Below are 22,795 nucleotides of genomic sequence, written 5' to 3'. Positions count from 1 at the left end.
GAGCTCGCCGGGGGCGCGGACCGGGGCGGCGGGTGCCGCCCCGGTCCGGGTCGAGCGGTCAGTGACCGCCGGGCAGGGCGCGCAGGACGTCGGTGAACATCGCCCGGAGGTCCGAGCCGAGGAAGACGACAGCGCCGACGATGACGGCGGCGATCAGGGCGACGAGCAGGCCGTACTCGACGGCGGTGGCGCCCCGCTCGTCGTCGACGAGCCGGTCGCGCAGGCCCTCGACGAGGACGACGAGGGCGATGAAGGGGTTGACCATGGGTGGACTCCTCGCGAGCCGCTGTCCGTGCAGGCCTGGATGGCCTGGCGACCCGGTCGCGGCTCCCTGGACATCGGCACGGGGGCGGCGTGGTGCAGCGCGGGCCGGCCGGGCTCACCCAGGGGGGTGAGTACCGCACGCGATGGCGCCGGATCCACTGGTTCCGGTGGGGCGGGCCCGCACGGGCCCGCGGTCAGCCGCCGGCGAGGAAGAGCACGGCGAGGACGCCGCCGAGCAGCGCCGGCCCGAAGGGCAGCGCCGTACGGCGCCCGGCCCGCCCGGCGGCCAGCAGCACCAGGCCCACCACGGCCTGGGCGACCGCGGCCAGCAACAGCCCGACCAGCACCGAGGGCCACCCCAGCCAGCCCAGGTACAGCCCCACCAGCAGCCCGAGCTTGACGTCGCCCATGCCCAGACCGGCCGGGTTGGCCAGCGCCAGCAGCAGCAGGCCGGTCGCGACGACCGGGGCGGCCACCAGGGCCCGCCCCAGGTCCGGCCACGTCCCGGCACCGGCGGCCGCACCGGCCAGCAGCACGACGGCACCGGTGGTCAGCGGCAGCAGCAGCCGGTTGGGCAGCAGCAGGTGCTGCAGGTCGACCACGGTCAGCAGCACCGCACCCAGCGCGAACCAGAGCCACGCCGCCGTCGCGGGACCGAGCCCCACGTGCAGCACGACGGCGGCCGACAGTCCCGCCGTCCCCAGCTCCAGCCAGGGCGGCCGGACGGCGAGGGCGCGCGTGGCCACCGGGCCGGGCTCGGAGCGCGCGGCCGGGACCCGGTGCGCCAGCCGGTTGAGCACCCGGCCGGCGGGCAGCCCCAGCGCGGCGACCAGCGCGGCCACCGTCAGCAGGGTCGGGTCCACGGCCAGGAGGGTGACACGGTGCCGCCGCCGGGACCGTCAGGCACGCGGCCGGCGCCCGGGTGGGTCAGGCGGTGCGGTCAGGCTGTGCGGTCTGGCGGTGCGGTCAGGTTGTGCGGTCGCCCGCGCCCGCCCGCTCGGCGCAGACCGGGCAGGCGTCGGCGTCGGCCGGGTCGAAGGGCCGCTGCCCCCACACCCGGACGGCGACGTTGCACAGCGAGGTGACGCGGGCGAGGTCCTCGCCCCCGGCCGGCACCGCGTGCAGCGGCCCGGTCATCTGCTCGGCGGTGGTGCCGCCGTCGGCGTCGGGCAGGGTCACCGGGGTGGTCTCGCGGCCGGTCCAGGGGGTGCTCACCGCCCGACTGTGCCCTGCGCGACGACGCGGCGCCCGGCGTGCCCGACGGACCCCGACGTGGCGCGGGCCACCCACGGGCGGCAAGGTGGTCTGGTCGTGCAACCGTCGCACGCGCAGACCGAGGACTGGAGCCGCATGCACGCACAGCGAGGCACCCCCACCGACGGCGGTCGGGCCTGATGGCCGGCTGGGTGTCGATCCACCGGGTGAGCACGCACGAGCACCTGCGGACCAAGGAGCAGATGGTGGCCGCGACCGTGCGCGCCGCCGAGGAGGCCGGGCTGGACGGCCCGTCGCACCGGGTGCTGGAGGCGGCGGTGGCAGCGGAGGACGCCCCGCACTGAGGCGCGCTCAGGCGGTCCGGTCGACCAACCGGGGCAGGTCGGCGAACACCGCGTCCAGCACGCAGTGCCCGGCGCCGAGCAGGCCGGCCCGCGGTCCGGCCAGGCTGACCACGACCTCCAGGCCGTCGGTCACCAGCGGCGGGCTCTGGGCGTAGACGGCGGACCGGACGCCGGCGACGAAGGCCTCGGCCTGGCTGAGCCAGCCGGCGAGCACGAGCCGGTCGGGGTTGACCAGGTTGACGATGGTGGCCAGCACCGTGCCGGTCCGGCTGCCCGCCTCGCGCAGCAACCGGGTCGTCTGCGGGTGGGCGTCGCGGGCCAGGTCGAGCAGGGCGTCGACGCCGGTGACCTCGACGCCCTCCTCGCGCAGCCGGGTGGCCAGCGCGGCACCGCTGGCGACGGCGTCCAGGCAGCCGACCCGGCCGCAGGAGCAGGCGACCGGCTCGGCGTCGGGCACGGTGACGTGGCTGATGTCGCCGGCGAAGCCCCGGGCACCGCGCTGCAGGACGCCCTGCACGACGATCCCGCAGCCGATCCCGGACCCGGCCTTGACCAGCACCAGGTGCTCGGGTGAGGGGTCGGTGGCGTGCTCCCCGAGCGCCATCAGGTTCGCGTCGTTGTCCACGACGACCGCGGCCCCCTCGGGCAGGTGGCGGCGGGCGAGGGCCGCGACGTCGGCGCCGTTCCACCCGGGCATCCGCGCCGGGGAGGTCACCACACCGGCCGGGAACGACACCGGGCCCGGGACGCCGAGACCCAGCCCGAGCAGCCGTCCCGCGTCCGGGCCCTGCTCCTGGTGCAGCTGGGTCAGCACCCCGGACACGGTGCCCAGGACGGCGTCCGGGCCGTCGGCGACCCGCACCGGCACCCGGCGCTCGGCCAGCACCGCGCCGCTGACGTCGAGCACCGCACAGTCCGCGTGCTGCTCCCCCAGCCCGACCGCGCCGACGACACCGAGGCCGCGGGCGAGGGCCAGTCGGCGGGGCGGTCGTCCGCTGCCGGCGGCCGGGCCGTCCACCTCGGCGAGCACCCCGGTGCGCAGCAGCTCCTCCACCCGGCCGGCGACCGTGGTGGGCGAGGCGCCGGTGAGCCGGGAGAGCTCGGCGCGCGAGCTCGCCCGCCCGGAGCGGAGCAGGGACACCAGGGAGGCAGGGGACCCGGGTCGGGCCGGGGGGTCGACGCGCACGGCGGCAGTAGAGCACGCAGGGGGTTGAATGTCCCGCTCGTTAAAACTCTTTTGGATTAAGTCGTGGGCCTTTTGCATGCAACCAGTGGGTGCTTAGTGTTCGCGGCGTCACACCCCGGTCCACCCGTCGAGAGGAGCACCCGTGTCCGTCGCACCCGGCAGCGCGACCCCGATGGTCAGCCTGCGGTCGGTCGACAAGCACTTCGGCGACCTGCACGTACTCCGCTCCGTCGACCTCGACGTGGCCGCCGGCGAGGTGGTCGTCGTCATCGGCCCGTCCGGGTCGGGCAAGTCCACCCTGTGCCGCACGATCAACCGGCTCGAGCCGATCGACTCCGGCCAGGTGCTGGTCGACGGCGTCCCGGTGCCCGCCGAGGGCGCCGCGCTGGCCCGGCTGCGCGCCGACGTCGGCATGGTCTTCCAGTCCTTCGACCTCTTCGCGCACAAGACCGTGCTGGACAACCTCTGCCTGGCCCCGGTGATGGTCCGCGGCACCCCGCGGGCCCAGGCCCGCCGCGAGGCGCTGGAGCTGCTGGAGCGGGTGGGCATCGCCGACAAGGCCGGCCACTTCCCCGCCCAGCTCTCCGGCGGCCAGCAGCAGCGCGCGGCGATCGCCCGCGCCCTGGCCATGCGGCCCAAGGTGATGCTCTTCGACGAGCCCACCTCGGCCCTTGACCCGGAGATGGTCGCCGAGGTGCTGGCGGTCATGACCTCGCTGGCCGAGGACGGCATGACGATGGTCGTGGTCACGCACGAGATGGGCTTCGCCCGCCGGGCCGCCGACCTGGTGGTCTTCATGGACGCCGGCGCGATCGTCGAGGTCGCCCCGCCCGAGGAGTTCTTCGCCGGCGGCGGCAGCGCCCGCACCCGCAGCTTCCTGTCCGCGGTGCTCTCGCACTGACCCCTGATCTCCGGCGCGCGGTCCGCGCTGCCGGCCCTCCCCCCGCCCCGGCGGGTCCGTCGAAAGGCAAGGAATGAGCCGCACCCTCCGGCGACGCTCCACGATCGCCGCTTCCCTCGCGCTGGTCGCCTCGCTCGGCCTCACCGCCTGCGGGGGCTCCGACTCGGGGTCCTCCGCCGTGCCGCCCTCCGCGGGCGGGGGCGGGGAGGACGTCCTGCAGGAGGTCTACGACAACGCGCCGGTCGCCGAGGCGGCGGCGCTGCTCTCGGACTCCACGATGGCCGAGATCCGCGAGCGCGGCGTGCTGCGCGTCGCGGCCGCACTGGACGCCCCGCTGCTGAGCCAGCAGGACCCCAGCAACCCCGACGACGTCCAGGGCTTCGACATCGACCTGGCCAAGCTGCTGGCCATCTACATCATCGGCGAGCCGAACATCGAGATCGTGCCGCCGGCCTCGGAGACCCGGGAGGCGCTGCTGACCAACGGCACCGTCGACGTCGTCTTCAACACCTACACGATCACCGAGGAGCGGGCCGAGCAGATCTCGTTCGCCGGCCCCTACTTCGTCTCCGGACTGGCCGTCGCCGTGCGCGCCGACGAGGAGGAGATCCAGGGCATCGAGGACCTGGGCGGGCGCACCGTCATCGTCGGGGCGAACACCCCCGCGGTCACCGCGGTGCCCGAGGAGCAGCCCACCGCCGAGGTGGTCAGCTTCGCGACCGACCCGCAGGCCGTGCAGGCCCTGACCCAGGGCCGCGGCGACGCCTACGTGCAGGACTACACCCTGCTCGCCGCCGACGCGGAGTCCAACGACGGCATCAAGGTCGTGGGCCAGCCCTTCACCGAGGAGGCCTACGGCATCGGCCTGCCGCCGGAGGACCAGGACTTCAAGGACTTCGTCAACGACTGGCTCGAGCAGGTCTACGCCGACGGCTCCTGGGCCGCGGTCTTCGACGCCACCCTCGGCACGGTCGGCGACGGCAGCACGCCCGAGCCGCCGGTCATCGGCTCGGTCCCCGGTTCCTGACCGGCCCGTCCCACTGACCGCATGAGCAGCAGCAGCGCCGACAGGAGGTCCCGGTGAGCGCCCTGATCGACTCCTGGCCCGCCCTCCTCGCGGGTCTGGGCACCACCGTGCTCGTCCTGGTCACCTCCGCCGTGGGGGCCCTCGTCCTGGGGGTCCTGGTGACGGTGGCCCGGGTCAGCCCGGTCCCCGTCCTGCGCGCGGCGGCCTTCGGGTACGTCCAGGTGCTGGTCAACGTGCCCCTGCTGGCGCTGCTGCTGCTCGCCGTCTTCGCCCTGCCCGACGCCGGGCTGATCGCCCCGCTGACGGTGACCGCGATCATCGTGCTCACCGTCTACGAGGCCGCCTACGTCGCCGAGGCCCTCCGCAGCGGGATCAACACCGTCCCCCGTGGACAGGTCGAGGCGTCCCGGGCGCTGGGCTTCACGCTCGCCCAGACGCTGCGGCTGGTCGTCGTCCCCCAGGCGGCCCGGGCCGTCGTCCAGCCGCTGGGCAACGTGCTCATCGCACTGCTGATGAACACCGCCCTGGCGGCCACCGTCGGGGTCGTCGAGCTGACCTCGGCGGTCAACAAGGTCAACCTGGTCCAGGCCCAGCCGATCCCGATCTTCGGCGCGGCCGGGCTGGTCTACATGGCGCTGGCCCTGGTCATCGGGCTGGGCGCCGGCCGCATCGAGAAGAGGGTGGCGATCCGGCGATGAGGGCCCGCAGGGTCTCCGAGACCGCCTACCTCTACGACGAGCCCGGGCCGCGCGCCCGCCGCCGCATCCGGATCGCCTCGGCGGTCAGCGTGCTGGTGCTGGCCGGGCTGCTGGCACTCGCGCTGGTCCAGTTCGGCTCCCGCGGGCAGCTGGACGCCGACCGCTGGACGCCGTTCCTGTCCTGGCCGATCTGGGAGTACCTGCTCGTCGGCCTGCGCGGCACGCTGCTGGCCGCCGCCGTCGTCGCCGTCCTGGGCGGGGTGCTGGGCGTGCTGCTGGCGCTGGGCCGGCTGAGCCCGGTCCGTCCGCTGCGCGTGCTGTGCACCGGGTTCATCGAGGTCTTCCGCACCCTGCCGGTGCTGCTGCTGATCTACCTGATGCTCTTCGGGCTCCCGGCCTACGGGATCAACCTGCCGGTGCTGTGGAAGCTCGTCGTCCCGCTCACCATCGCCAACGCCGCCGCGTTCGCCGAGATCGTCCGCGCCGGGGTGCTCAGCCTGCCCCGCGGGCAGTCCGAGGCCGGCGCCTCGCTGGGGATGCGACGCCTGCAGGTGATGCGCGCCGTCGTCCTCCCCCAGGCGCTGCGCGCGGTCACCCCGTCACTGGTGGTCCAGCTGGTGAGCCTGCTCAAGGACACCTCGCTGGGCTACGTCGTGGCCTACACCGAGCTGCTCTACCGGGCCCAGGTGCTCAGCTCCTACAACCGGCTGCTGATCCAGACCTTCCTGGTCGTCACCCTCGTCTACCTCGTCGTCAACGGTGCGCTGTCCGCGCTGGCCTCCCGCCTGCGCCGCCGGACCACGCGCACCGCCGCCCCGGTCGCCGCTGCCGTCCCCCCGCAGCAGGGCGCACCCGCACCCACCGTGGAGGCCCCCCGTGGCTGAGCACCCCGTCGTCACCCCCGCCCCCGTCCTGGCCGAGCTGGCCGTCGTCGTCCGGTCCGGGTTGGTCGAGAGCCGGCACCTGGGTTCGCTGGTCGCGCTGGGCGCCGACGGCACCCCGGTCCTGGAGCTCGGCGACCCGGACGCCGTCGTGCTGCCGCGCTCGACCACCAAGCCGCTGCAGGCGCTGGCCTGCCTGGAGGCCGGCGCCCCGCTGGAGGGCCCCGCGCTGGCCATCGCCGCGGGCTCGCACACCGGCGAGGACCGGCACGTCGAGGTCGTCCGGGCGGTGCTGGCCCGGGCGGGGCTGGACGAGTCCGACCTGCGCTGCCCGCCGGACCTGCCCGAGGACGAGGAGACCCGGCTGCGCCTGCTGCGCGCCGGTGAGGGCCCCTCCCGGGTGCGGATGAACTGCTCGGGCAAGCACGCCGCGATGCTGTCGTCCTGCGTCGCCGCCGGCTGGCCCACCGAGGGCCACCTGGACGCCGACCACCCGTTGCAGCAGCACGTGCGCACCGTCGTGGCCCGGGAGACCGGCGCGCCGGTCGGGCACACCGCCGTCGACGGCTGCGGCGCAGCCCTCTTCGGGACGACGGTGCGCGGCCTGGCGACCGCCTTCCGCTCGCTGGCGCTGGCGCCGTCGGGCAGTCCGGCCGCCCAGGTCGCCGCCGCGATGCGCGCGCACCCGGAGTTCGTCGGCGGCCGCGGGCACGTCAACAGCCGGCTGATGGCCGACCTCCCCGGCGTGCTGGCCAAGGGCGGGGCCGAGGGCGTCATCGGGGTCGCCGGGCCGCAGGGCCAGGCCGTGGCGATGAAGGTCGTCGACGGCAGCCCCCGTGCCACCACCGTGGTCGCGCTGGCCGTGCTGCGCGGCCTGGGCGTGGACACCTCGGCCGTGGCCGACCTGACCTCGGTGCCCGTCCTCGGTGGTGGGGTCCCCGTCGGCGCGGTCCTGCCCGGCGCGGCGCTGGCCGCCTGGTGACGACCGTCGAGATCTGCGTCGAGGACGTCGAGGGCGCGCTGGCCGCGGCCGGCGCCGGGGCCGACCGGGTCGAGCTGTGCGCCGCCCTGTCCGAGGGCGGGGTGACCCCGAGCGCCGGCACCCTCGCCGCGCTGGGCACCCGCGCACCCGCGCTGTCGGTCACCGTCCTGGTCCGCCCCCGCGGCGGGGACTTCGTGCACTCCCCCGTCGAGCTGGACGTGGTGTGCGCCGACATCGCCGCAGCCCGCCGCACGCTGCCCGTCGTCGGGGTCACGGTCGGCCCGCTGAGCCCGCGCGGCCGCATCGACCGCGCCGCGCTGGACGCGATGGTCGCGGCCGCCGGCTCCGCGCCGGTGACCTTCCACCGGGCCTTCGACACCCTGGCCGACCAGCCCGCCGCGCTGGCGGAGCTGGTGGACGCCGGGGTCAGCCGGGTGCTCACCTCCGGCGGGGCGGCCACCGCGGCCGAGGGCACCGCCGCGCTGCGCGACCTGGTGACCGCGGCAGCCGGGCGGATCGAGGTGATGGCCGGCGGCGGCGTGCGCGCGGGCACCGTCGCGGAGCTGGTCGCCGCCACCGGTGTCCCCGCCGTGCACCTGCGCGCCGCCCGCACCGTGCCCTCGCCCGGGCACCGCAGCACCACCGGCGTCTCCTACGACCCCGGCACCCGCACGATCACCTCCACCGACGAGGTCGCGGCCGTCGTCGCTGCCCTCCGGGAAGGGCGGGCCGGGTGACCGCGGAGCCCGACCGGGCCGTGCTCGGGCTCGACGTCGGGGGCACCACCACCAAGGCGCTGCTGGTCGACGTCGCCGGGCGGGTGCTGGTCGAGGACGTCCGGCCCACGCCGGCCGGACCCGACCCGGTCGGCCACCTCGCCTCCGAGCTGGACCGCCTCACGGCCGTGGCCACCGGACGCGGCCTGACCGTCGTCGGGGCAGGGGTGGTCACCCCGGGCCTGATCGAGGAGTCGACCGGGACCGTGCACTACGCCTCCAACCTGGGCTGGCGTGACCTGCCGCTGCGGTCGGCCCTGCAGGACCGGGTGGCCGTGCCGGTGACCACCGGGCACGACGTCCGGGCGGCCGGGCTGGCCGAGCGGCTGCTGGGGGCAGCCCGCGGGGTCGACGACGTGCTGCTGCTGACCCTGGGCACCGGGATCGCCGCGGCCCTGGTCAGCGGCGGGTCCGAGGTCACCGGCGGCACGGGCGCGGCCGGCGAGGTCGGCCACGCACCGGTCCGGCCCGGCGGTGAGCGGTGCACCTGCGGCCAGCGCGGCTGCCTGGAGGTCTACGCCTCCGGGGCCGGCGTCGCCCGGCGCTACGCCGCCCGCACCGGCGTCACCCGGTCGGCCGCCGAGGTCGTCGCCCGGCTCGGTGCCGACGACGACGCCACCGCGGTGTGGGCGGACGCGACGTCCGCACTGGCCGACGCGCTGGTCACCGCGACCCTGCTGCTGGACCCCTCGGTCGTCGTCCTCGGTGGCGGGCTGGCCCGGGCCGGCAGCGCGCTGGTGGACCCGGTGGCCGAGGGTCTGGCCGCCGGGCTGACCTGGCGGGCCGCCCCGCCGGTGCGGCTGACCCCGCTGGGTCCGGCGGCCGGCTGCCTGGGCGCGGCGGCGATGGCCATGGCCCACGCCGGGCTGGCCGGGCTGCTGGCCGACTGGCCGGCGCCTCAGCCGCGGCCCAGCTCCAGCGTCGTCGTCACCTCGTAGCGGTCGCCCCGGTAGACCGACCGGGTGTGCTCGACCGGGCGGCCGCCGGAGCGGGCCACCCGGTCGAAGGCCAGCACCGGGGCGCCGGCCGGCAGGCCGAGCAGGACCGCGGTGTCCGGGTCGGCGGCGGTCGCGCGCACGGACTGCTCGGCGCGGTCCACGGTCGCGCCGTAGACCTCGCCCAGCAGCGCGTAGACCGAGCCGGTCAGGTCGTGGGCGTCCAGGTCCGGGGCCACGTCGGCGGCGTACCAGCCGTCGTCGACGGACATCGGTGCCTCGTCGGCCAGCCGGAGCCGGCGCAGGTGCCAGGCGGGCTCGTCCGGGGCCAGCGCGAGCGCCTGCCGGGTGGCCGGCGGCGGGTCGGCCAGCGCCACCCCCAGGACGACGGTGGAGGGCGTGAGCCCCATCCGGCGCATGTCCTCCGCGAAGGACGCCAGGTGCAGCCGGGACCGCGCGGGCCGCTCGCCGACGAACGTGCCCGATCCGGGCACCCGGACCAGGACGCCCTCGGCGACCAGCTGGCCGACGGCCTCGCGCACGGTGATCCGGCTGACGCCGTGCAGCTCGCACAGCCGGCGCTCCGAGGGCAGCGCCGCACCTGCGGGCAGCTGCGTGGTGAGCTCGACGAGGCGGGCGCGCAGCTGCTCGTGCTTGGCCGTGGGCCCCCGGGTGATCGGGCCGCTCACCAGCCCTGCTCGGTGAGCTTGTGGGCCAGGACGTAGCGGGCGTAGTCGGCCCGCTGCAGGCCGGCGGCCGCGGCCTCGTCGACGACCAGGGTCACGTGCGGGTGCAGCTGCAGCACCGAGCCCGGGCAGGACGCCGTCACCGGACCCTCGGCGGCGGCGGCCACCGCGGCCGCCTTCCCGTCGCCGGTGGCGACGAGCACCAGGTGCTCGGCGTCGGAGATGGTGCCCAGGCCCTGGGTCAACACGTGCCGCGGCACGGCCTCGACGTCGCCGTCGAAGAACCGGGCGTTGTCGCGGCGGGTCTGCTCGGTGAGGGTCTTGACCCGGGTGCGGCTGGCCAGCGAGGAGCCCGGCTCGTTGAACCCCACGTGCCCGTTGGCGCCGATGCCCAGCACCTGGACGGCGACCGGCCGCAGCGACGTCACCAGTGCCTCGTAGTCCCGGGCGGCCTGCAGCGGGTCCGCCGAGGACCCGTCGGGCCCGTGCACCCGGTCCGGGTCGATGCCCAGGGCGTCGGTGAGCTCGCGGCGGATGACCGCGCGGTAGGACTCCTGGTGCCCGGCGGGCAGGCCGACGTACTCGTCGAGCAGCACTGCGGTGACGGCGGCGAAGGACAGCCCGGCCTCGTGCCGGGCGACCAGCTCGCGGTAGGCCAGCAGCGGGGAGGACCCGGTGGCCAGGCCGATCGTGACCTCGCCGGGGGCGTGCTGCACCGCGGCGCTCACCACGTCGGCGACCACCCGGCCGCAGTCCTCGGGGGTGGGCAGGACGACGACCTCCACGGTCAGTTCTCCTCTCGGTGCACCCGGACCCCGGCGGCGTACACCGCGGCGGGGACCAGGTCGGGGGTGGTGACCAGCACGTCGGCGCGCCGGCCGGGGGTCAGTTCGCCCACCTCGGCGTCGAGGCCGAGCAGCCGGGCGGGGGTGCGGGTGGCAGCCGTGACCGCGGCGGCCAGGTCGACGCCGGCGTCCCGGACGGTGCGCCGGAGCACGTCGGCCAGCGTCGCGGTGCCCCCGGCGATGGCGCCCGGGTCGGCGGTCAGCCGGGCCACGCCGTCCCGGACGGTGACGTCGAGGGCGCCCAGCCGGTAGGCGCCGTCGGGCTGCCCCGCTGCGGCCATGGCATCGCTGACCAGCGCGACGTGGTCCGGTCCGACCAGCTCGAAGACCGTCGCGACGGTCTCCGCGGCCAGGTGCACGCCGTCGGCGACGAGCTCCACGACCAGGTCCCCGCGGGCCGCGGCGGCCAGGCACGCGGCGACCGGACCGGGTGCCCGGGACAGCAGCGGCGGCATGCCGTTGAACAGGTGGGTGGCACTGACCCTGGGGCCCGCGCGGCGGACCCACCCGGTGGTGGTCGCGGCGTCGGCGTCGGTGTGGCCCAGGCTGGGCAGCACCCCGTGCATCCGGCAGACGGCGAGCAGCTCGGCGGCGTGCGCGGTCTCCGGGGCCACGGTCACCGACCGGACCAGCCCGGTGGCCAGCAGCGCGTCGAGCTCGGCCGGGTCCCCCGGCCGGAGCGCGGCGGGGTCCTGGGCACCGCAGCGGGCGGGTGACAGGTACGGGCCCTCCAGGTGCACCCCGGCGACCAGGTCGCCGACCAGGGGGGCCAGCACCGCCAGCCGCTCGCGGAGGACCTCGGGTGCCGCGGAGACCAGCGAGGCCAGCAGCGTCGTCGTCCCGGCGGCCCGGTGGTGCCTCGCCGCCCGCCGGACGCCGGCCTGGTCGCTGTCGGGGAAGGACCCGCCGGCACCGCCGTGGCAGTGCACGTCGACCAGACCGGGGAGCAGGAGCAGGTCGGTGGCCGGCGGCGGGTCGGGGTGCTCGGCGGCCGGGCCGACGTGGGTGACCCGGTCACCGTCCAGCACCACGACGGCGTCGTCGACGACGGCGCCGCCGGAGACCAGGCGTCCGCGCAGGGTGGTGGGCACTGGTCCTCCTCTGGCACGTATGACCGGTCATGACCAGTGTGCCGGACGGGTCGTGTCGACCACCAGCGCGGTCCCCGCACCGGGCCAGGGGCGTACGGCGACCGCGCCTGGGCGCGGTCGGCGGGGTGGCGACGGACGAGTCGGCCTGTACGCCGGGTTCTGTCCCCGGGCGCCTCGCGGCGGTCCCGGTGGGCGGTCATCCATCTAGGCCTGCGGTTGCCCGCAGGCTCGAGCGGTCTACCCGGAGACTCGGGCGGGCAGCCCTCGAACGCCTCCGCAGTGCAGCGGCTGACCGCTGCACCTTCCTGACCTTGCTCCGGGTGGGGTTTACCGAGCCACACCGGTCACCCGGTGTGCGGTGGTCTCTTACACCGCCGTTTCACCCTTACCAGCGGCGAACCGCTGGCGGTCTGTTCTCTGTGGCACTGTCCCGCGGGTCACCCCGGGTCGCTGTTGACGACCACCCTGCCCTGTGGAGCCCGGACGTTCCTCGGGGTGCAGGGTCTCCCCCGCACCACGCGACCGCCCAGCCGACTCGTCCGTCGTGCCCGCGACCCTACCGGGCCCGGCTCACCCCCAGAAGAGCCGGAAGCCCACCCGCCGGTCGCCGTCCTCGGTCAGGGTCGCCGAGTCGATCTGTCGACGTGCCTGCTCGTCGACCGGGTCGTCGCTGAGTGCCCCCAGGTAGACGGCGTGCTCGGCCAGCGAGGCCACCGCCCGCTCGACCCCGGCGGTGACGTCGACGGTGTGCGGCGGCTCCCCGATCGTCTGGACGGCGACGTACTCGACGCCCGACCACGGGTCGCCGGCCAGGTCCGGGAAGATCCACTCGTTGCCGGCGTCGGCGACGGCGTCCAGCACGGAGCGGGACAGCGCGCGGTGGTCGGCGGAGTTCCACGCGGCCGGTATGACGTCGGGCGTCGTCCAGGTGTCCCCGCCGTGCAGGGTGACGACGAGGTCGGGCCGGTGCCGGCGGAGTGCGGCGGCGAGGTCGCGGCGCAGCGCCGGGCCCTCGACCAGGGTGCCGTCCCGGTGGTCGAGGAACTCGACCTCGGTGACGCCGACGACCGCGGCCGACCGGCGTTCCTCCTCCTCGCGCAGCGGCCCGGCCTGCGCCGGTGGCATGCCGGCGATGCCGGCCTCGCCGCGGGTGGCCAGCAGGTAGCGGACCTCGTGGCCGGTGTCGGTCCAGACGGCGACCGCGGCGGCCACGCCGTACTCGATGTCGTCGGGGTGGGCGGCGACCACGAGGGCGCGGGACCAGTCGGTCGGGAAGGGTGCGGGCACGGGCCCGAGTCTGGCCCGCCGGTCAGCCGGCGGCGACGCGGAGCAGCTCGGCGGCCAGCAGCCCGGGCGCGCTGACCATCGGGTCGTGCCCGGTGGCCAGCTCCACCACGTCCCAGCCGGGCTGGGACCGCACCCGCGCCCGGGAGGGGTCGATGGTCGGCAGCGGCGGGGTGGTGCAGTCCAGGAAGGTGCGGGACCGGGCCAGCCAGCGCGGCAGGGAGAAGTCGACCGGGTCGTCGTAGACCCCGCCGGGCTGCAGGGTCTGCCGGCGGTCTACCCAGGCCGCGTCGCCGCCGGTGAGCCCGAAGGCGGATGCCGGGGGCGGCGGGAGCGAGCCGGTCGCGGCGATGGTGGCCCGGCGCGCGGCCGCCGTCCCCGGCGGGCTCAGGGAGGACCAGCACTCCCCCGGCGCCGGGACGACGGCGTCGACGTAGACCAGCGGGCCCACGGCGTCACCGAGCACGTCAGCTGCCGCGGTCACCGGCACGCCGCCGTAGCTGTGCCCCACGAGCACCGCATCCCGGCACTCCTCCGCCCGCACGGCGGCGACCACGTCGGCCACGTGGGTAACCATGGTGACCGCGGGGCCCAGCAGGTGCGCCTCCTCCCCCACCCCGGTCAGCGAGACGGTGACCGCGCGGGCTCCGGCGTCGGCCAGCAGCGGGAGCACCCGGCGCCAGCACCACGCGCCGTGCCACGCACCGTGGACGAGCACCAGGTCACGCACGGCGCCCATCCTGGCCCGTCGCGGGGCTCAGTGGGTGGGCGTGGCCTCCGGCGTCCGGTCGGCGGACCGCTCGCCGTCGCCGGGGCGGGCGCTCTGCGGGACGGGACCGCGGACCATGAGCACGACCAGCAGCGCCCCGACGAGCCCGGCCGCGCCGGCGACCAGCAGGACGTCGCGCAGCCCGTCGGCGTAGGCGGCGGTCAGCAGGTCGGTCAACCCCGCCCGGGCCTCCTCGGGCGCGGAACCGACGATCTGCTGGGCCTGCCCGCCGGACAGTGCGGACGCCGTCCCGGCCGGGTCGGGCGCGCCGCCGTCGGTGAGCCGGGCCGTGGCGCCGGCGGAGAAGACCGACCCCAGGACGGCGACGCCGACCGCGAAGCCCAGCTGGCGGGCGGTGTTGACCGCACCGGAGGCCATCCCGCTGCGCTCCCGCGGCACCGAGGACAGCGCGGCCGACGTCACCACGGGGTTGGAGATGCCGACGCCCAGACCCAGCACGGCCAGGCCGGGCACGAAGATCCCCCAGCTGGCCCCGGCGTCGACCCGGGCCATCAGCAGGCTGCCGATGCCGATGACGGCCAGCCCGATCGTCAGGGTGACGCGCGGCGGTGCGTCGGACAGCAGCCGGCCGGTGAGCGCGGCGGTGGCGAAGGAGACCGCCGACAGCGGGATGAACACCGCCCCGGCCTGCAGCGGGCTCAGCCCCAGGATCGACTGCAGCCACAGCGAGAGGTACAGGCTGCCGGCGAACGCGGACAGGTTCAGCAGCAGCGAGCCGATCATGATGCCGCTGAACCGGCTGCTGCGGAACAGCCGCAGGTCCAGCATCGGCGCCTCGCGGTGCAGCTCGAGGAACACCCACCCGGCCAGCACCGCGACACCGGCCACGATCGGGCCCCACGAGCCGACCGACGACCAGCCGTTGGCAGCGGCCTCGACCAGGCCGTAGACGACCGCGCCCGCACCCACGGTGAACGCGGCGATGCCCGGGACGTCGGGCTGCGGGGCGCAGGACTGCTTGGACTCGGCGACCACCCGCAGGGTCAGCACGACGGCGAACACGCAGATCGGCAGGTTGACCAGGAAGATCCAGCGCCAGGACAGCTCGGTGAGCAGGCCGCCCAGGATGGGGCCGGCCGCAGCGGCGGCACCGACGACGGCACCCCAGATGCCGAAGGCGGTCCCCCGGTCCCGGCCGGTGTAGATCGCGTTGATCAGCGCGATGGTGGTGGCGAACATGGCCGCGGCACCGATGCCCTGCACCGCGCGGGCCGCGATGAGCAGGCCGGCGTCCGGCGCGAGGCCGCAGGCCAGCGAGCTGACCGCGAAGAGCACGAGCCCGGACAGGTAGAGCCGCCGCCGGCCGTACAGGTCGGCCAGCGAGCCCGCGCCCAGCACCAGCGCGGCGAGCGCCAGGGCGTAGACGTCGACGACCCACTGCAGCTGGTCGAACGACGTCCCCAGGGACGAGGCGATGTCGGGCAGCGCGACGTTCACGATCGTGACGTCGATGAGCAGCATGAACGTGCCGGCACAGACCGCGACGAGCGGCCACCACTTGCGCATGGCGCCCAGCATGCCCGGTCGTTGCCCTGGTCAACCGCTCCGGGGCCCCACTGTCCCGACCTGCGGAAGTGCTGGTGGTCACAGCACTCCCGCAGGCCGGGGAGGGGTCAGGCGGCGGGGACCTCGGTGGCGGGGTCGCCGTCGGTCGCCGCGAGCAGCTGCGGGACGAGCCGCTCGTAGATGAAGGGCAGGCTCAGCGCCGTGACGAAGGAGAACGCCGTGCCGTAGTCGTCGGAGCCGGGGACGTAGAACGCCCGGCCCTCGGTGGCGACCGGGAGCGCCGCGTAGGCGCCGTTGGAGGTGATGGCGTCCTGCTCGTCGCCGACGTCGGCCAGCCAGACGAGGGCGTCGAGGTCCAGCAGGTCGACCCGCTCGGCGCTGATGTTGCCGCCGAAGGCATCGGGCAGCTGCGCGGTGAGCTCCTCGGGGTAGACCATCCCGAGGTCGGTCATCAGCCGGCTGCGCGGGTCGGTCGGGCCGTAGACGTACACGCCCTCGAAGGGCGCGGCCACCGCCGCGGCCTGCCCGGCCAGGTCGGGGTTGTCCGCGGCGTACTGCGCGATCGTCGCCTCGGTCTCGGTGACCAGCTCCTCGGCGGCCTCCGGGCGGCCCACGGCGAGCCCGACCGAGGTCAGCTGGTCCTGCCAGCTGATCCCGTAGCTGGGCACGTCACCGGGCTGCGCGACGACCGGCGCGATCGCCGACAGGGTGTCGAAGTCCTCCTGGGTCAGCCCGGCGTACAGGGCGATGATCAGGTCGGGCTGCTCGGCGGCGATCTGCTCGAACTGGATGCCATTGGACAGGTTGTCGATCAACGTCGGCGTCTCGGCGTCCCCGAGCAGGTCCTCGGCCCACGGGTAGACCGCGCCCGGGGTGTCGTCCAGCCAGGCCGACGTGGCGACCGGGACGACGCCCAGCGCGAGCAGGTCGTCCTGCTCCTTGAGCCCGACGGTGACCACCCGGGTGGGTTCCTCCTCGACGGTGGTCTCACCGAACGTGTGCTCGATGGTCACCGGGAAGGCACCCTCCTCGGCACCACCGGAGGACGACGCCGTCGCCGCGGCGTCGGAGTCGTCACTGCTGCTGCCCCCGCACGCGGTGAGGACCAGGGCGACACTGGCGACGAGGGCGGCGACCGGCGCGAGCCGGCGTCGGGTGGTGCGAGAGGACACGGTATTCTCCGAAGGTCAGGTAGGTGAGGCTCACCTACCTTAGGTGACCCTCACCTCGACCTGGCGACCCGGAGGGCGGCGGCCACCATGGGCACCTGGAAGGGCAGCCGGGCCAGCGCCACCGTCCGCCTCCGCCCGCGCAGCGCACGCACCGTGTGCAGGTGCGCCGGGACGAAGGCCGCCAGCAGGCCCGCGGCGGCCCAGCCACCCAGCCACCGCGTGCCGGGGACGGCGAGCAGCCCCGCCGTCGCCAGCTCCGCCACCCCGCTGCCGGTCACCCACGGCCGGGCCGGGCCCAGCTCCGGCGGCACCATCCAGTCGAAGGTCCGCGGCCGGACCAGGTGCAGCACCCCCGACCCGCCCAGCGCCACGGCCAGTCCTGCTGCACGCACGTCGATCCCCATGGGGTGACCGTAGGCTCGCCGGTCGTGTCCGCCGTCGACCTCCTCATCGCCGCGGGGGTGGCCCTGCTCGCCGGGGGCGTCAACTCCGTCGCCGGCGGTGGTTCGCTGATCCTCTTCCCCACCCTGGTGGCCCTCGGGCTCCCTACGGTGGCCGCGAACGTCACCAACTCCGTCGCCCAGTGGCCGGGCTACCTGGGCGCGGTCATCGGGTTCCGCGACCACTACCGCGGGCAGCGCCGCCGGCTGGTGGCCATGTCGGTGGCCGCGGTGCTCGGCGGGACGGCGGGGAGCATCCTGCTGCTGACCACGCCGTCCTCGGCCTTCGACACGGTGGTGCCGGTGCTGGTGCTGCTGGCCAGCCTGCTCATCGGGTTCCAGCCCCTGCTGACCCGGAGGCTGAAGGCAGCCGAGACCGACGGCGAGCGCCGCGACCCGGTCTGGCTGTACGTCGTGGTGTTCCTGGCCTGCGTCTACGGCGGCTACTTCGGCGGTGCCCTCGGCGTCATCCTCACCGCGGTGCTGGCGGTCGGACTGGGCCGCCTGAAGCTGGCCAACGCGATCAAGAGCCTGCTGGCGCTGGTCACCGCCAGCACCACCGTCGTCGTCTTCGGGTTCTTCGGGCCGGTCGACTGGCTGCTGGTCGCGGTCTGCGCGCCGGCCGCGCTGGTCGGCGGGTTCCTCGGTGCCCGGGTCGCCTCCAGGATCCCCAGCAACCCGCTGCGGGCGTTCATCGTGGTCTTCGGCGTCGCGGTCGCGGTCTACCTCTTCCTGCGCGCGTGACCGTCGACGCAGTCGCCCTGGTCGTCGCCGGGGTGCTGCTGGTGGCCAGCCTGGTCGCCGCCGTCGTCGACTCCCCCCGGGTCCCCGGTGCGGCCATCGCCGTCCCCGGGGCTGTGCTGCTGACCGCGCTGGGCGTCGTCGGCTGGCCCGACGCCGAGGCCACCGTCCGCGAGGTCGCCCCCACCGTCGGGTTCCTCGTGGTGATCCTGCTGCTGGCCGACCTCGCCGACCGGGAGGGCCTGTTCACCTGGTCGGCCGCGGTCACCGCGCGGCGGGCCGGCCGCTCGCCGCAGGGCCTGCTGGTGCGGGTGGTGGCGCTGTCCGCCGTCGTCACCGCGGTGCTCAGCCTGGACGCCACCGTCGTCCTGCTGACCCCGGTCGTGCTCGCCACCGCCGCCCGGATGCGGGTGCCCTCCCGGCCGCACGCCTACGCCGCCGGCCACCTGGCCAACTCGGCGTCCCTGCTGATGCCGGTCTCCAACCTGACCAACCTGCTCGCGTTCGCCGCGACCGGGCTGACCTTCCTGCACTTCACCGCCCTGATGGCCGCTCCCTGGGTGGTGGCCGTGCTGGTCGAGTACGCGGTGCTGCGCTGGTTGTTCCGGGCCGACCTGCGGGTGCCCGTCGGCGACCCGGTGCACGAGGTGCCCCCGCCCCCCGTGCTCGCGCTGGTCGTCGTCGGGCTGACCGTGCTGGGCTTCGGCGTCGCCTCGCTGACCGGGCTCTCACCGGTCTGGCCGGCACTGCTGGGCGTGCTGGTGCTGGCCGGCAGGCAGCTGGGCACCCGGCGGACCGGGCTCGGCGACCTGGTGACGGCGGCCAACCTGCCGTTCGCGCTGTTCGTGTTCGGCCTGGCCGTCATCGTGCTGGCCCTGCAGGTGAACGGCCTGGAGCGGCTGCTGACCGCAGTGCTGCCGGCCGGGGATGACCTGCTGGCGCTGCTCGGCGTCGCCGCCGTCGCCGCGGTGGTCGCGAACCTGCTCAACAACCTCCCGGCGACCCTGGCCCTGCTGCCCGCCGCCGCGGTCGGCGGCACCCCGACGCTGCTCGCGGTGCTCATCGGGGTGAACGTCGGCCCGAACCTGACCTACGTGGGGTCGCTGGCCAACCTGCTGTGGCGGCGGGTCTTCGCGGCATCAGGCGGCGAGTCACCCGGCGCGGCCCGGTTCAGCCTGGTCGGCCTGGCCACCGTGCCGCTGACCCTGGTGCTGGCCACCGTCGCCCTCTGGGCCGCCCTCCAGCTCTGACCCCCCCGCCTCGGCATGGGATCCCCCGCATATCGCTGGAGGCGCCAGCCGTATGCGGGGGATCCCATGCCGCAGCGGGGCGGGGCTCCATGCCGCAGCGGGGCGGGGCTCCTCGCCACGGCGGGGCGGGGCTACTCCCCGCCGCGGCCGGGGTCGCCGATGGCGATCATCGCCTCGACCGCCTTGCGGGCGCGGTCGGCGACGTCACGGGGCACCTCGATCGCGCCGTAGCCGGTCTGCAGCGTCCGCAGCAGCTTCGCCGGGGTGATCATCTTCATGTAGCGGCAGGCGGCGCGGTCGTTCATCGGGATGAAGTCCGTGGTGCCGTTGAGCGCCCGCAGCTGGTGCAGGATGCCGACCTCGGTGGCCACCAGCACCTGCCTGGCCCGGGTCGCCGCCGCGGCGTCGGCCATGCCACCGGTGGACAGCACCCGCGTCCGGTCGGCGGGCAGGTCCCCGTTGCTGACCAGGTCCAGCACGGAGGTGGTGCAGCCGCACTCGGGGTGCACCAGGATCTCGGCGTCCGGGTGCGCGGCGATCTGCGACCGCACGTCGGCGGGGCTGATGCCGGCGTGCACGTGGCACTCCCCCGCCCAGATCCGGATGTTCTGCCGGCCGGTGACGCGCTTGACGTGGGCGCCGAGGAACTGGTCCGGGCAGAAGAGGATCTCCCGGTCCTCGGGGATCGACCGGACGACGTCGGCGGCGTTGGAGGAGGTGCAGCAGACGTCGGTCTCGGCCTTCACCGCGGCCGTGGTGTTCACGTAGCTGACCACGACGGCGCCGGGGTGCTCGGCCTTCCACTCGCGCAGCTGCTCGGCGGTGATCGAGTCCGCCAGTGAGCACCCGGCGTCCAGGTCGGGCAGCAGCACCGTCTTGTCCGGGGACAGGATCTTCGCGGTCTCGGCCATGAAGTGGACGCCGCAGAACACGATCTCCCGGGCGTCGGTCTCCGCGGCCACCCGGGACAGGTAGAGCGAGTCCCCGGTGTGGTGGGCGACGTCCTGGATCTCGGGCACCTGGTAGTTGTGCGCCAGCACCACGGCGCCGCGCTCGTCGGCCAGCCGGCGGACCTCGGCGGCCCACTCCTCGTACTGCGCCGGGGAGAGGGTCCGCTCGTCACCGACGACGGAGGGGGCGGACGGGGCAATCGTCACGGGGACTCCCTGGGGAGGGGCTGTGGGGACGGTGACCATGATCCCCCGTCCGGCGGGGACACCGGCGGCCGCCCTGACCGTACGATCTGCGGGTTCACCCGATGCTCAAGCTCTTGAGGACCTGACCTCCATGCGCCGTCGTCCGCTCGCCCTCGCCCTCCTCGCCTCCGCGACCCTCGCGGTCACCGCGTGCGCCCCGCAGGAGTCCTCCACCGACTCCTCCGCCTCCGGGGGCAGCGGCGGTGGGTCCTGCGCCCCCGCCGACCTGGACACCGTCGCCGAGGACACCCTCACCATCGCCACCGACGAGCCGGCCTACGAGCCGTGGGTCGTCGACGACGACCCGACCAACGGCGAGGGCTACGAGTCCGCGGTGGCCTACGCCGTCGCCGAGCAGCTCGGGTACTCCGAGGACCAGGTCGAGTGGACCCGGGTGCCGTTCAACTCGGCCATCTCCCCCGGCGACAAGCCCTTCGACTTCGACGTCAACCAGTTCACGATCAACGACGAGCGCCGCCAGGCCGTCGACTTCTCCTCGCCGTACTACACGGCCACCCAGGCCGTCGTCACCGTCGGCGGCTCGGCGGCCGAGGGCGCGACCTCCCTCGACGACCTGCGCGACCTGCGCCTGGGCGCCCAGGTGGCGACCACCAGCCTCACCGTGCTGACCGACGTCGTCGACCCGACCACCGACCCGGTCGTGTTCAACACCAACGACGACGCCAAGCTCGCCCTGCAGAACGGCCAGGTCGACGCCATCGTCGTGGACCTGCCGACCGCCTTCTTCATCAGCAGTGCCGAGCTGGACGACGGCGTCATCGTCGGTCAGGTCGCGGACTCCGGTGAGTCCGGCGACCAGTTCGGTCTGCTGCTGAGCAAGGACTCCCCGCTGACCGACTGCGTCACCCAGGCCGTGGACGCCCTGGAGGAGGACGGCACGCTGGCCGACCTGCAGCAGCAGTGGCTCTCCGACGCCGCCGACGCCCCGGTCCTGAACTGACCGCGTCCCTGACCGGCGGCGCCCCGGGGCTCCCGGCGCCGTCGCAGCTCGAGCTGGACCGGCGGGCCTTCCGGGCCCGCCGGTCCCGGCGCTCCACCCTGGTCGCGCTGGTGTCGACCCTGGTGTTCGCGGTCGTCGTCTACGTCGGGGTCACCAACTCCCCCGGCTGGCCCCGGGTGCAGACGACGTTCTTCTCGCTGTCCAACGCCCGCGAGGCCTTCCCCGACATCCTGCGCGGGCTCTGGCTCAACGTGCAGGTGCTGGTCATCGGCGGGCTGTGCGTACTGGTGCTGGGCCTGGGCATCGCCGTGCTGCGCACCCTGCGCGGCCCGGCGTTCGCCCCGCTCCGACTGCTGGCCACCGGCTACGTGGACCTCTTCCGCGGCATGCCGCTGATCATCACGCTGTACCTGGTCGGCTTCGGCCTGCCCGCGCTGCGGCTGCAGGGGCTGCCCACCTCGCCCTTCGTGCTGGGCACGCTGGCGATCGTGCTGACCTACTCGGCCTACGTCGCGGAGGTCTTCCGGGCGGGCATCGAGTCGGTGCACCCCAGCCAGCGCGCCGCCGCCCGCTCGCTGGGCCTCTCGCACCGGCAGACGACCCGGATCGTGGTGCTGCCCCAGGCCGTCCGCAACGTCACCCCGGCGCTGCTCAACGACTTCGTCGCCCTGCAGAAGGACGTCGGCCTCATCTCGGTGCTCGGCGCGGTCGACGCCGTCCGAGCCGCGCAGATCGAGGTCGGCCAGACCTTCAACTTCACCCCCTACGTGGTGGCCGGGCTGCTGTTCGTGCTGCTCGCCGTCCCCTCGGCGCGGATCGCGGACGGCGTCGCCGCCCGGGCCCGTCGTCGTCAGCAGAGCGGGAGCGTCCTGTGAGTGCCGTCCTCGACGTCCGTGGCGTGGTGAAGGCCTTCGGCGACAACGTCGTCCTCCGCGGGGTCGACCTGTCGGTCGACGAGCACCAGGTGGTCGCCCTCATCGGCGGCTCCGGGTCGGGCAAGTCCACCCTGCTGCGCTGCACGTCGCTGCTGGAGACGGTGGACGACGGCCAGGTGCTCCTGGACGGGGAGGACGTCACCGACCCGCGGGTGGACGCCGACGCCGTCCGCCGCCGGCTGGGTGTGGTCTTCCAGGCCTTCAACCTGTTCCCGCACATGACGGTGCTGGACAACGTCACGCTGGCCCCCACCGTGGTGCACGGCCGCTCGAAGGCCGACGCCCGCGAGGAGGCACTCGCGCTCCTGACCCGGATCGGGCTGGCCGACAAGGCCGGCGAGTACCCCGACCGGCTGTCGGGCGGTCAGCAGCAGCGGGTGGCGATCGCCCGGGCGCTGGCGGTGCACCCCCGAGTGCTGCTGCTGGACGAGATCACCTCGGCGCTGGACCCCGAGCTGGTCGGTGAGGTGCTGCGGGTGGTCCGTGAGGTCGCCGCGCAGGGCATGACCATCGTGATGGCCACCCACGAGATGGGCTTCGCCAAGCAGGTCGCGGACACCGTCTGCTTCCTGGACCAGGGCGTGGTGCTGGAGTCCGGCCCGCCCGAGCAGGTGCTGGGCGAGCCGGTCGAGGCCCGCACCCGGCAGTTCCTGTCCCGGGTCATCGACGCCGGCCGCCTGTAGGGGGTG

At 75.2% G+C, this 22,795-nt stretch carries 26 protein-coding genes and 1 other RNA gene; 13 read left to right on the top strand and 14 right to left on the bottom strand.

What is annotated here, in order from left to right; translation table 11 throughout:
- Nucleotides 1–58: 58 nt before the first annotated feature.
- The 3 genes from AC0IVP_RS18125 to AC0IVP_RS18115 all read right to left on the bottom strand — a co-directional run bounded on the left by AC0IVP_RS18125 (nucleotide 59) and on the right by AC0IVP_RS18115 (nucleotide 1,479).
- Complete coding sequence (locus AC0IVP_RS18125) at nucleotides 59–265, bottom strand: Flp family type IVb pilin (RefSeq protein ID WP_056297804.1); 207 nt, start codon at nucleotides 263–265, stop codon at nucleotides 59–61.
- 193 nt (nucleotides 266–458) lie between these two features.
- Nucleotides 459–1,127 carry a prepilin peptidase gene (locus AC0IVP_RS18120; RefSeq protein ID WP_471758350.1) on the bottom strand — a complete coding sequence of 223 codons (669 nt, stop codon included), beginning with the start codon at nucleotides 1,125–1,127 and terminating at the stop codon, nucleotides 459–461.
- A 103-nt stretch (nucleotides 1,128–1,230) separates the two neighbouring features.
- Nucleotides 1,231–1,479: a hypothetical protein gene (locus AC0IVP_RS18115; RefSeq protein WP_471758348.1), complete on the bottom strand. Its 249-nt coding sequence runs from the start codon at nucleotides 1,477–1,479 to the stop codon at nucleotides 1,231–1,233.
- Between the two features lie 179 nt (nucleotides 1,480–1,658).
- On the opposite strand from AC0IVP_RS18115, the gene AC0IVP_RS18110 reads away from it, so the two are divergent.
- A complete protein-coding gene (locus AC0IVP_RS18110) occupies nucleotides 1,659–1,823 on the top strand; it encodes a hypothetical protein (protein WP_471758346.1) in 165 nt (54 codons plus the stop codon).
- Nucleotides 1,824–1,830: 7 nt separating this feature from the next.
- On the opposite strand, the gene AC0IVP_RS18105 is transcribed toward AC0IVP_RS18110, so the two are convergent.
- Entirely contained in the window at nucleotides 1,831–3,009 is a 1,179-nt protein-coding gene (locus tag AC0IVP_RS18105) for an ROK family protein (RefSeq protein WP_056297793.1), read from the bottom strand.
- Between the two features lie 142 nt (nucleotides 3,010–3,151).
- On the opposite strand from AC0IVP_RS18105, the gene AC0IVP_RS18100 reads away from it, so the two are divergent.
- The 7 genes from AC0IVP_RS18100 to AC0IVP_RS18070 all read left to right on the top strand — a co-directional run bounded on the left by AC0IVP_RS18100 (nucleotide 3,152) and on the right by AC0IVP_RS18070 (nucleotide 9,212).
- On the top strand, nucleotides 3,152–3,910 hold the full coding sequence (locus AC0IVP_RS18100; RefSeq protein ID WP_471758344.1) for an amino acid ABC transporter ATP-binding protein: 759 nt from the start codon (nucleotides 3,152–3,154) through the stop codon (nucleotides 3,908–3,910).
- A 73-nt stretch (nucleotides 3,911–3,983) separates the two neighbouring features.
- Nucleotides 3,984–4,937 (top strand): glutamate ABC transporter substrate-binding protein, encoded by a 954-nt coding sequence (locus AC0IVP_RS18095; RefSeq protein WP_471758342.1) that lies wholly within the window; start codon nucleotides 3,984–3,986, stop codon nucleotides 4,935–4,937.
- Between the two features lie 53 nt (nucleotides 4,938–4,990).
- Entirely contained in the window at nucleotides 4,991–5,635 is a 645-nt protein-coding gene (locus tag AC0IVP_RS18090) for an amino acid ABC transporter permease (protein WP_471758340.1), read from the top strand.
- Nucleotides 5,632–6,519 (top strand): amino acid ABC transporter permease, encoded by an 888-nt coding sequence (locus tag AC0IVP_RS18085; protein WP_471758338.1) that lies wholly within the window; start codon nucleotides 5,632–5,634, stop codon nucleotides 6,517–6,519. Before AC0IVP_RS18090 ends, AC0IVP_RS18085 begins: the two co-directional genes overlap by 4 nt.
- Nucleotides 6,512–7,498 carry an asparaginase gene (locus AC0IVP_RS18080; protein WP_471758336.1) on the top strand — a complete coding sequence of 329 codons (987 nt, stop codon included), beginning with the start codon at nucleotides 6,512–6,514 and terminating at the stop codon, nucleotides 7,496–7,498. Before AC0IVP_RS18085 ends, AC0IVP_RS18080 begins: the two co-directional genes overlap by 8 nt.
- Nucleotides 7,495–8,235 (top strand): copper homeostasis protein CutC, encoded by a 741-nt coding sequence (locus AC0IVP_RS18075; protein ID WP_471758334.1) that lies wholly within the window; start codon nucleotides 7,495–7,497, stop codon nucleotides 8,233–8,235. The genes AC0IVP_RS18080 and AC0IVP_RS18075 overlap by 4 nt, the downstream gene beginning before the upstream one ends.
- Nucleotides 8,232–9,212, top strand: coding sequence for an ROK family protein (locus AC0IVP_RS18070; protein ID WP_471758332.1), 981 nt, complete (start codon nucleotides 8,232–8,234; stop codon nucleotides 9,210–9,212). Before AC0IVP_RS18075 ends, AC0IVP_RS18070 begins: the two co-directional genes overlap by 4 nt.
- Here the strand turns inward: AC0IVP_RS18070 and AC0IVP_RS18065 are convergent.
- The 9 genes from AC0IVP_RS18065 to AC0IVP_RS18025 all read right to left on the bottom strand — a co-directional run bounded on the left by AC0IVP_RS18065 (nucleotide 9,173) and on the right by AC0IVP_RS18025 (nucleotide 16,987).
- Nucleotides 9,173–9,898 (bottom strand): GntR family transcriptional regulator, encoded by a 726-nt coding sequence (locus tag AC0IVP_RS18065; protein WP_471758330.1) that lies wholly within the window; start codon nucleotides 9,896–9,898, stop codon nucleotides 9,173–9,175. The genes AC0IVP_RS18070 and AC0IVP_RS18065 overlap by 40 nt on opposite strands.
- On the bottom strand, nucleotides 9,895–10,680 hold the full coding sequence (nagB, locus tag AC0IVP_RS18060) for a glucosamine-6-phosphate deaminase (protein WP_056297768.1): 786 nt from the start codon (nucleotides 10,678–10,680) through the stop codon (nucleotides 9,895–9,897). Before nagB ends, AC0IVP_RS18065 begins: the two co-directional genes overlap by 4 nt.
- Nucleotides 10,681–10,682: 2 nt before the next feature.
- Nucleotides 10,683–11,831 carry an N-acetylglucosamine-6-phosphate deacetylase gene (locus AC0IVP_RS18055; RefSeq protein ID WP_471758328.1) on the bottom strand — a complete coding sequence of 383 codons (1,149 nt, stop codon included), beginning with the start codon at nucleotides 11,829–11,831 and terminating at the stop codon, nucleotides 10,683–10,685.
- Nucleotides 11,832–11,963: 132 nt separating this feature from the next.
- Nucleotides 11,964–12,369: RNase P RNA component class A (gene rnpB, locus AC0IVP_RS18050), an RNA gene on the bottom strand.
- Between the two features lie 32 nt (nucleotides 12,370–12,401).
- Nucleotides 12,402–13,118, bottom strand: coding sequence for a PIG-L deacetylase family protein (locus AC0IVP_RS18045; RefSeq protein WP_471758326.1), 717 nt, complete (start codon nucleotides 13,116–13,118; stop codon nucleotides 12,402–12,404).
- A 22-nt stretch (nucleotides 13,119–13,140) separates the two neighbouring features.
- The gene (locus AC0IVP_RS18040; protein WP_471758324.1) at nucleotides 13,141–13,854 is read right to left on the bottom strand and encodes an alpha/beta fold hydrolase; all 714 of its coding nucleotides are present in this window, start codon (nucleotides 13,852–13,854) and stop codon (nucleotides 13,141–13,143) included.
- A gap of 18 nt (nucleotides 13,855–13,872) precedes the next feature.
- Nucleotides 13,873–15,411, bottom strand: coding sequence for an MFS transporter (locus AC0IVP_RS18035; protein ID WP_471758322.1), 1,539 nt, complete (start codon nucleotides 15,409–15,411; stop codon nucleotides 13,873–13,875).
- 107 nt (nucleotides 15,412–15,518) lie between these two features.
- A complete protein-coding gene (locus tag AC0IVP_RS18030) occupies nucleotides 15,519–16,583 on the bottom strand; it encodes an ABC transporter substrate-binding protein (RefSeq protein WP_471758320.1) in 1,065 nt (354 codons plus the stop codon).
- 50 nt (nucleotides 16,584–16,633) lie between these two features.
- On the bottom strand, nucleotides 16,634–16,987 hold the full coding sequence (locus tag AC0IVP_RS18025) for a DoxX family protein (protein WP_056297755.1): 354 nt from the start codon (nucleotides 16,985–16,987) through the stop codon (nucleotides 16,634–16,636).
- 24 nt (nucleotides 16,988–17,011) lie between these two features.
- Between AC0IVP_RS18025 and AC0IVP_RS18020 the strand changes: the two genes are divergently transcribed.
- Nucleotides 17,012–17,767 (top strand): sulfite exporter TauE/SafE family protein, encoded by a 756-nt coding sequence (locus AC0IVP_RS18020; protein ID WP_056297752.1) that lies wholly within the window; start codon nucleotides 17,012–17,014, stop codon nucleotides 17,765–17,767.
- The gene (locus AC0IVP_RS18015; protein WP_471758318.1) at nucleotides 17,764–19,014 is read left to right on the top strand and encodes an SLC13 family permease; all 1,251 of its coding nucleotides are present in this window, start codon (nucleotides 17,764–17,766) and stop codon (nucleotides 19,012–19,014) included. Before AC0IVP_RS18020 ends, AC0IVP_RS18015 begins: the two co-directional genes overlap by 4 nt.
- Nucleotides 19,015–19,145: 131 nt before the next feature.
- On the opposite strand, the gene nadA is transcribed toward AC0IVP_RS18015, so the two are convergent.
- Entirely contained in the window at nucleotides 19,146–20,171 is a 1,026-nt protein-coding gene (nadA, locus tag AC0IVP_RS18010) for a quinolinate synthase NadA (RefSeq protein ID WP_471758316.1), read from the bottom strand.
- Nucleotides 20,172–20,301: 130 nt separating this feature from the next.
- Between nadA and AC0IVP_RS18005 the strand changes: the two genes are divergently transcribed.
- The 3 genes from AC0IVP_RS18005 to AC0IVP_RS17995 are packed head-to-tail and all read left to right on the top strand — an operon-like array spanning nucleotide 20,302 to nucleotide 22,789.
- Nucleotides 20,302–21,171, top strand: coding sequence for an ABC transporter substrate-binding protein (locus AC0IVP_RS18005; protein WP_471758314.1), 870 nt, complete (start codon nucleotides 20,302–20,304; stop codon nucleotides 21,169–21,171).
- Nucleotides 21,132–22,046: an amino acid ABC transporter permease gene (locus AC0IVP_RS18000; protein WP_200939037.1), complete on the top strand. Its 915-nt coding sequence runs from the start codon at nucleotides 21,132–21,134 to the stop codon at nucleotides 22,044–22,046. Before AC0IVP_RS18005 ends, AC0IVP_RS18000 begins: the two co-directional genes overlap by 40 nt.
- Nucleotides 22,043–22,789, top strand: a complete 747-nt coding sequence (locus AC0IVP_RS17995) for an amino acid ABC transporter ATP-binding protein (RefSeq protein WP_471758312.1) — start codon at nucleotides 22,043–22,045, stop codon at nucleotides 22,787–22,789. Before AC0IVP_RS18000 ends, AC0IVP_RS17995 begins: the two co-directional genes overlap by 4 nt.
- Nucleotides 22,790–22,795 lie beyond the last annotated feature (6 nt).

Source organism: Klenkia sp. AC732 (genome assembly GCF_979256525.1).
The sequence above is the reverse complement of the archived record's forward strand: the minus strand, read 5'-3'. Positions and strand labels throughout refer to the sequence as shown.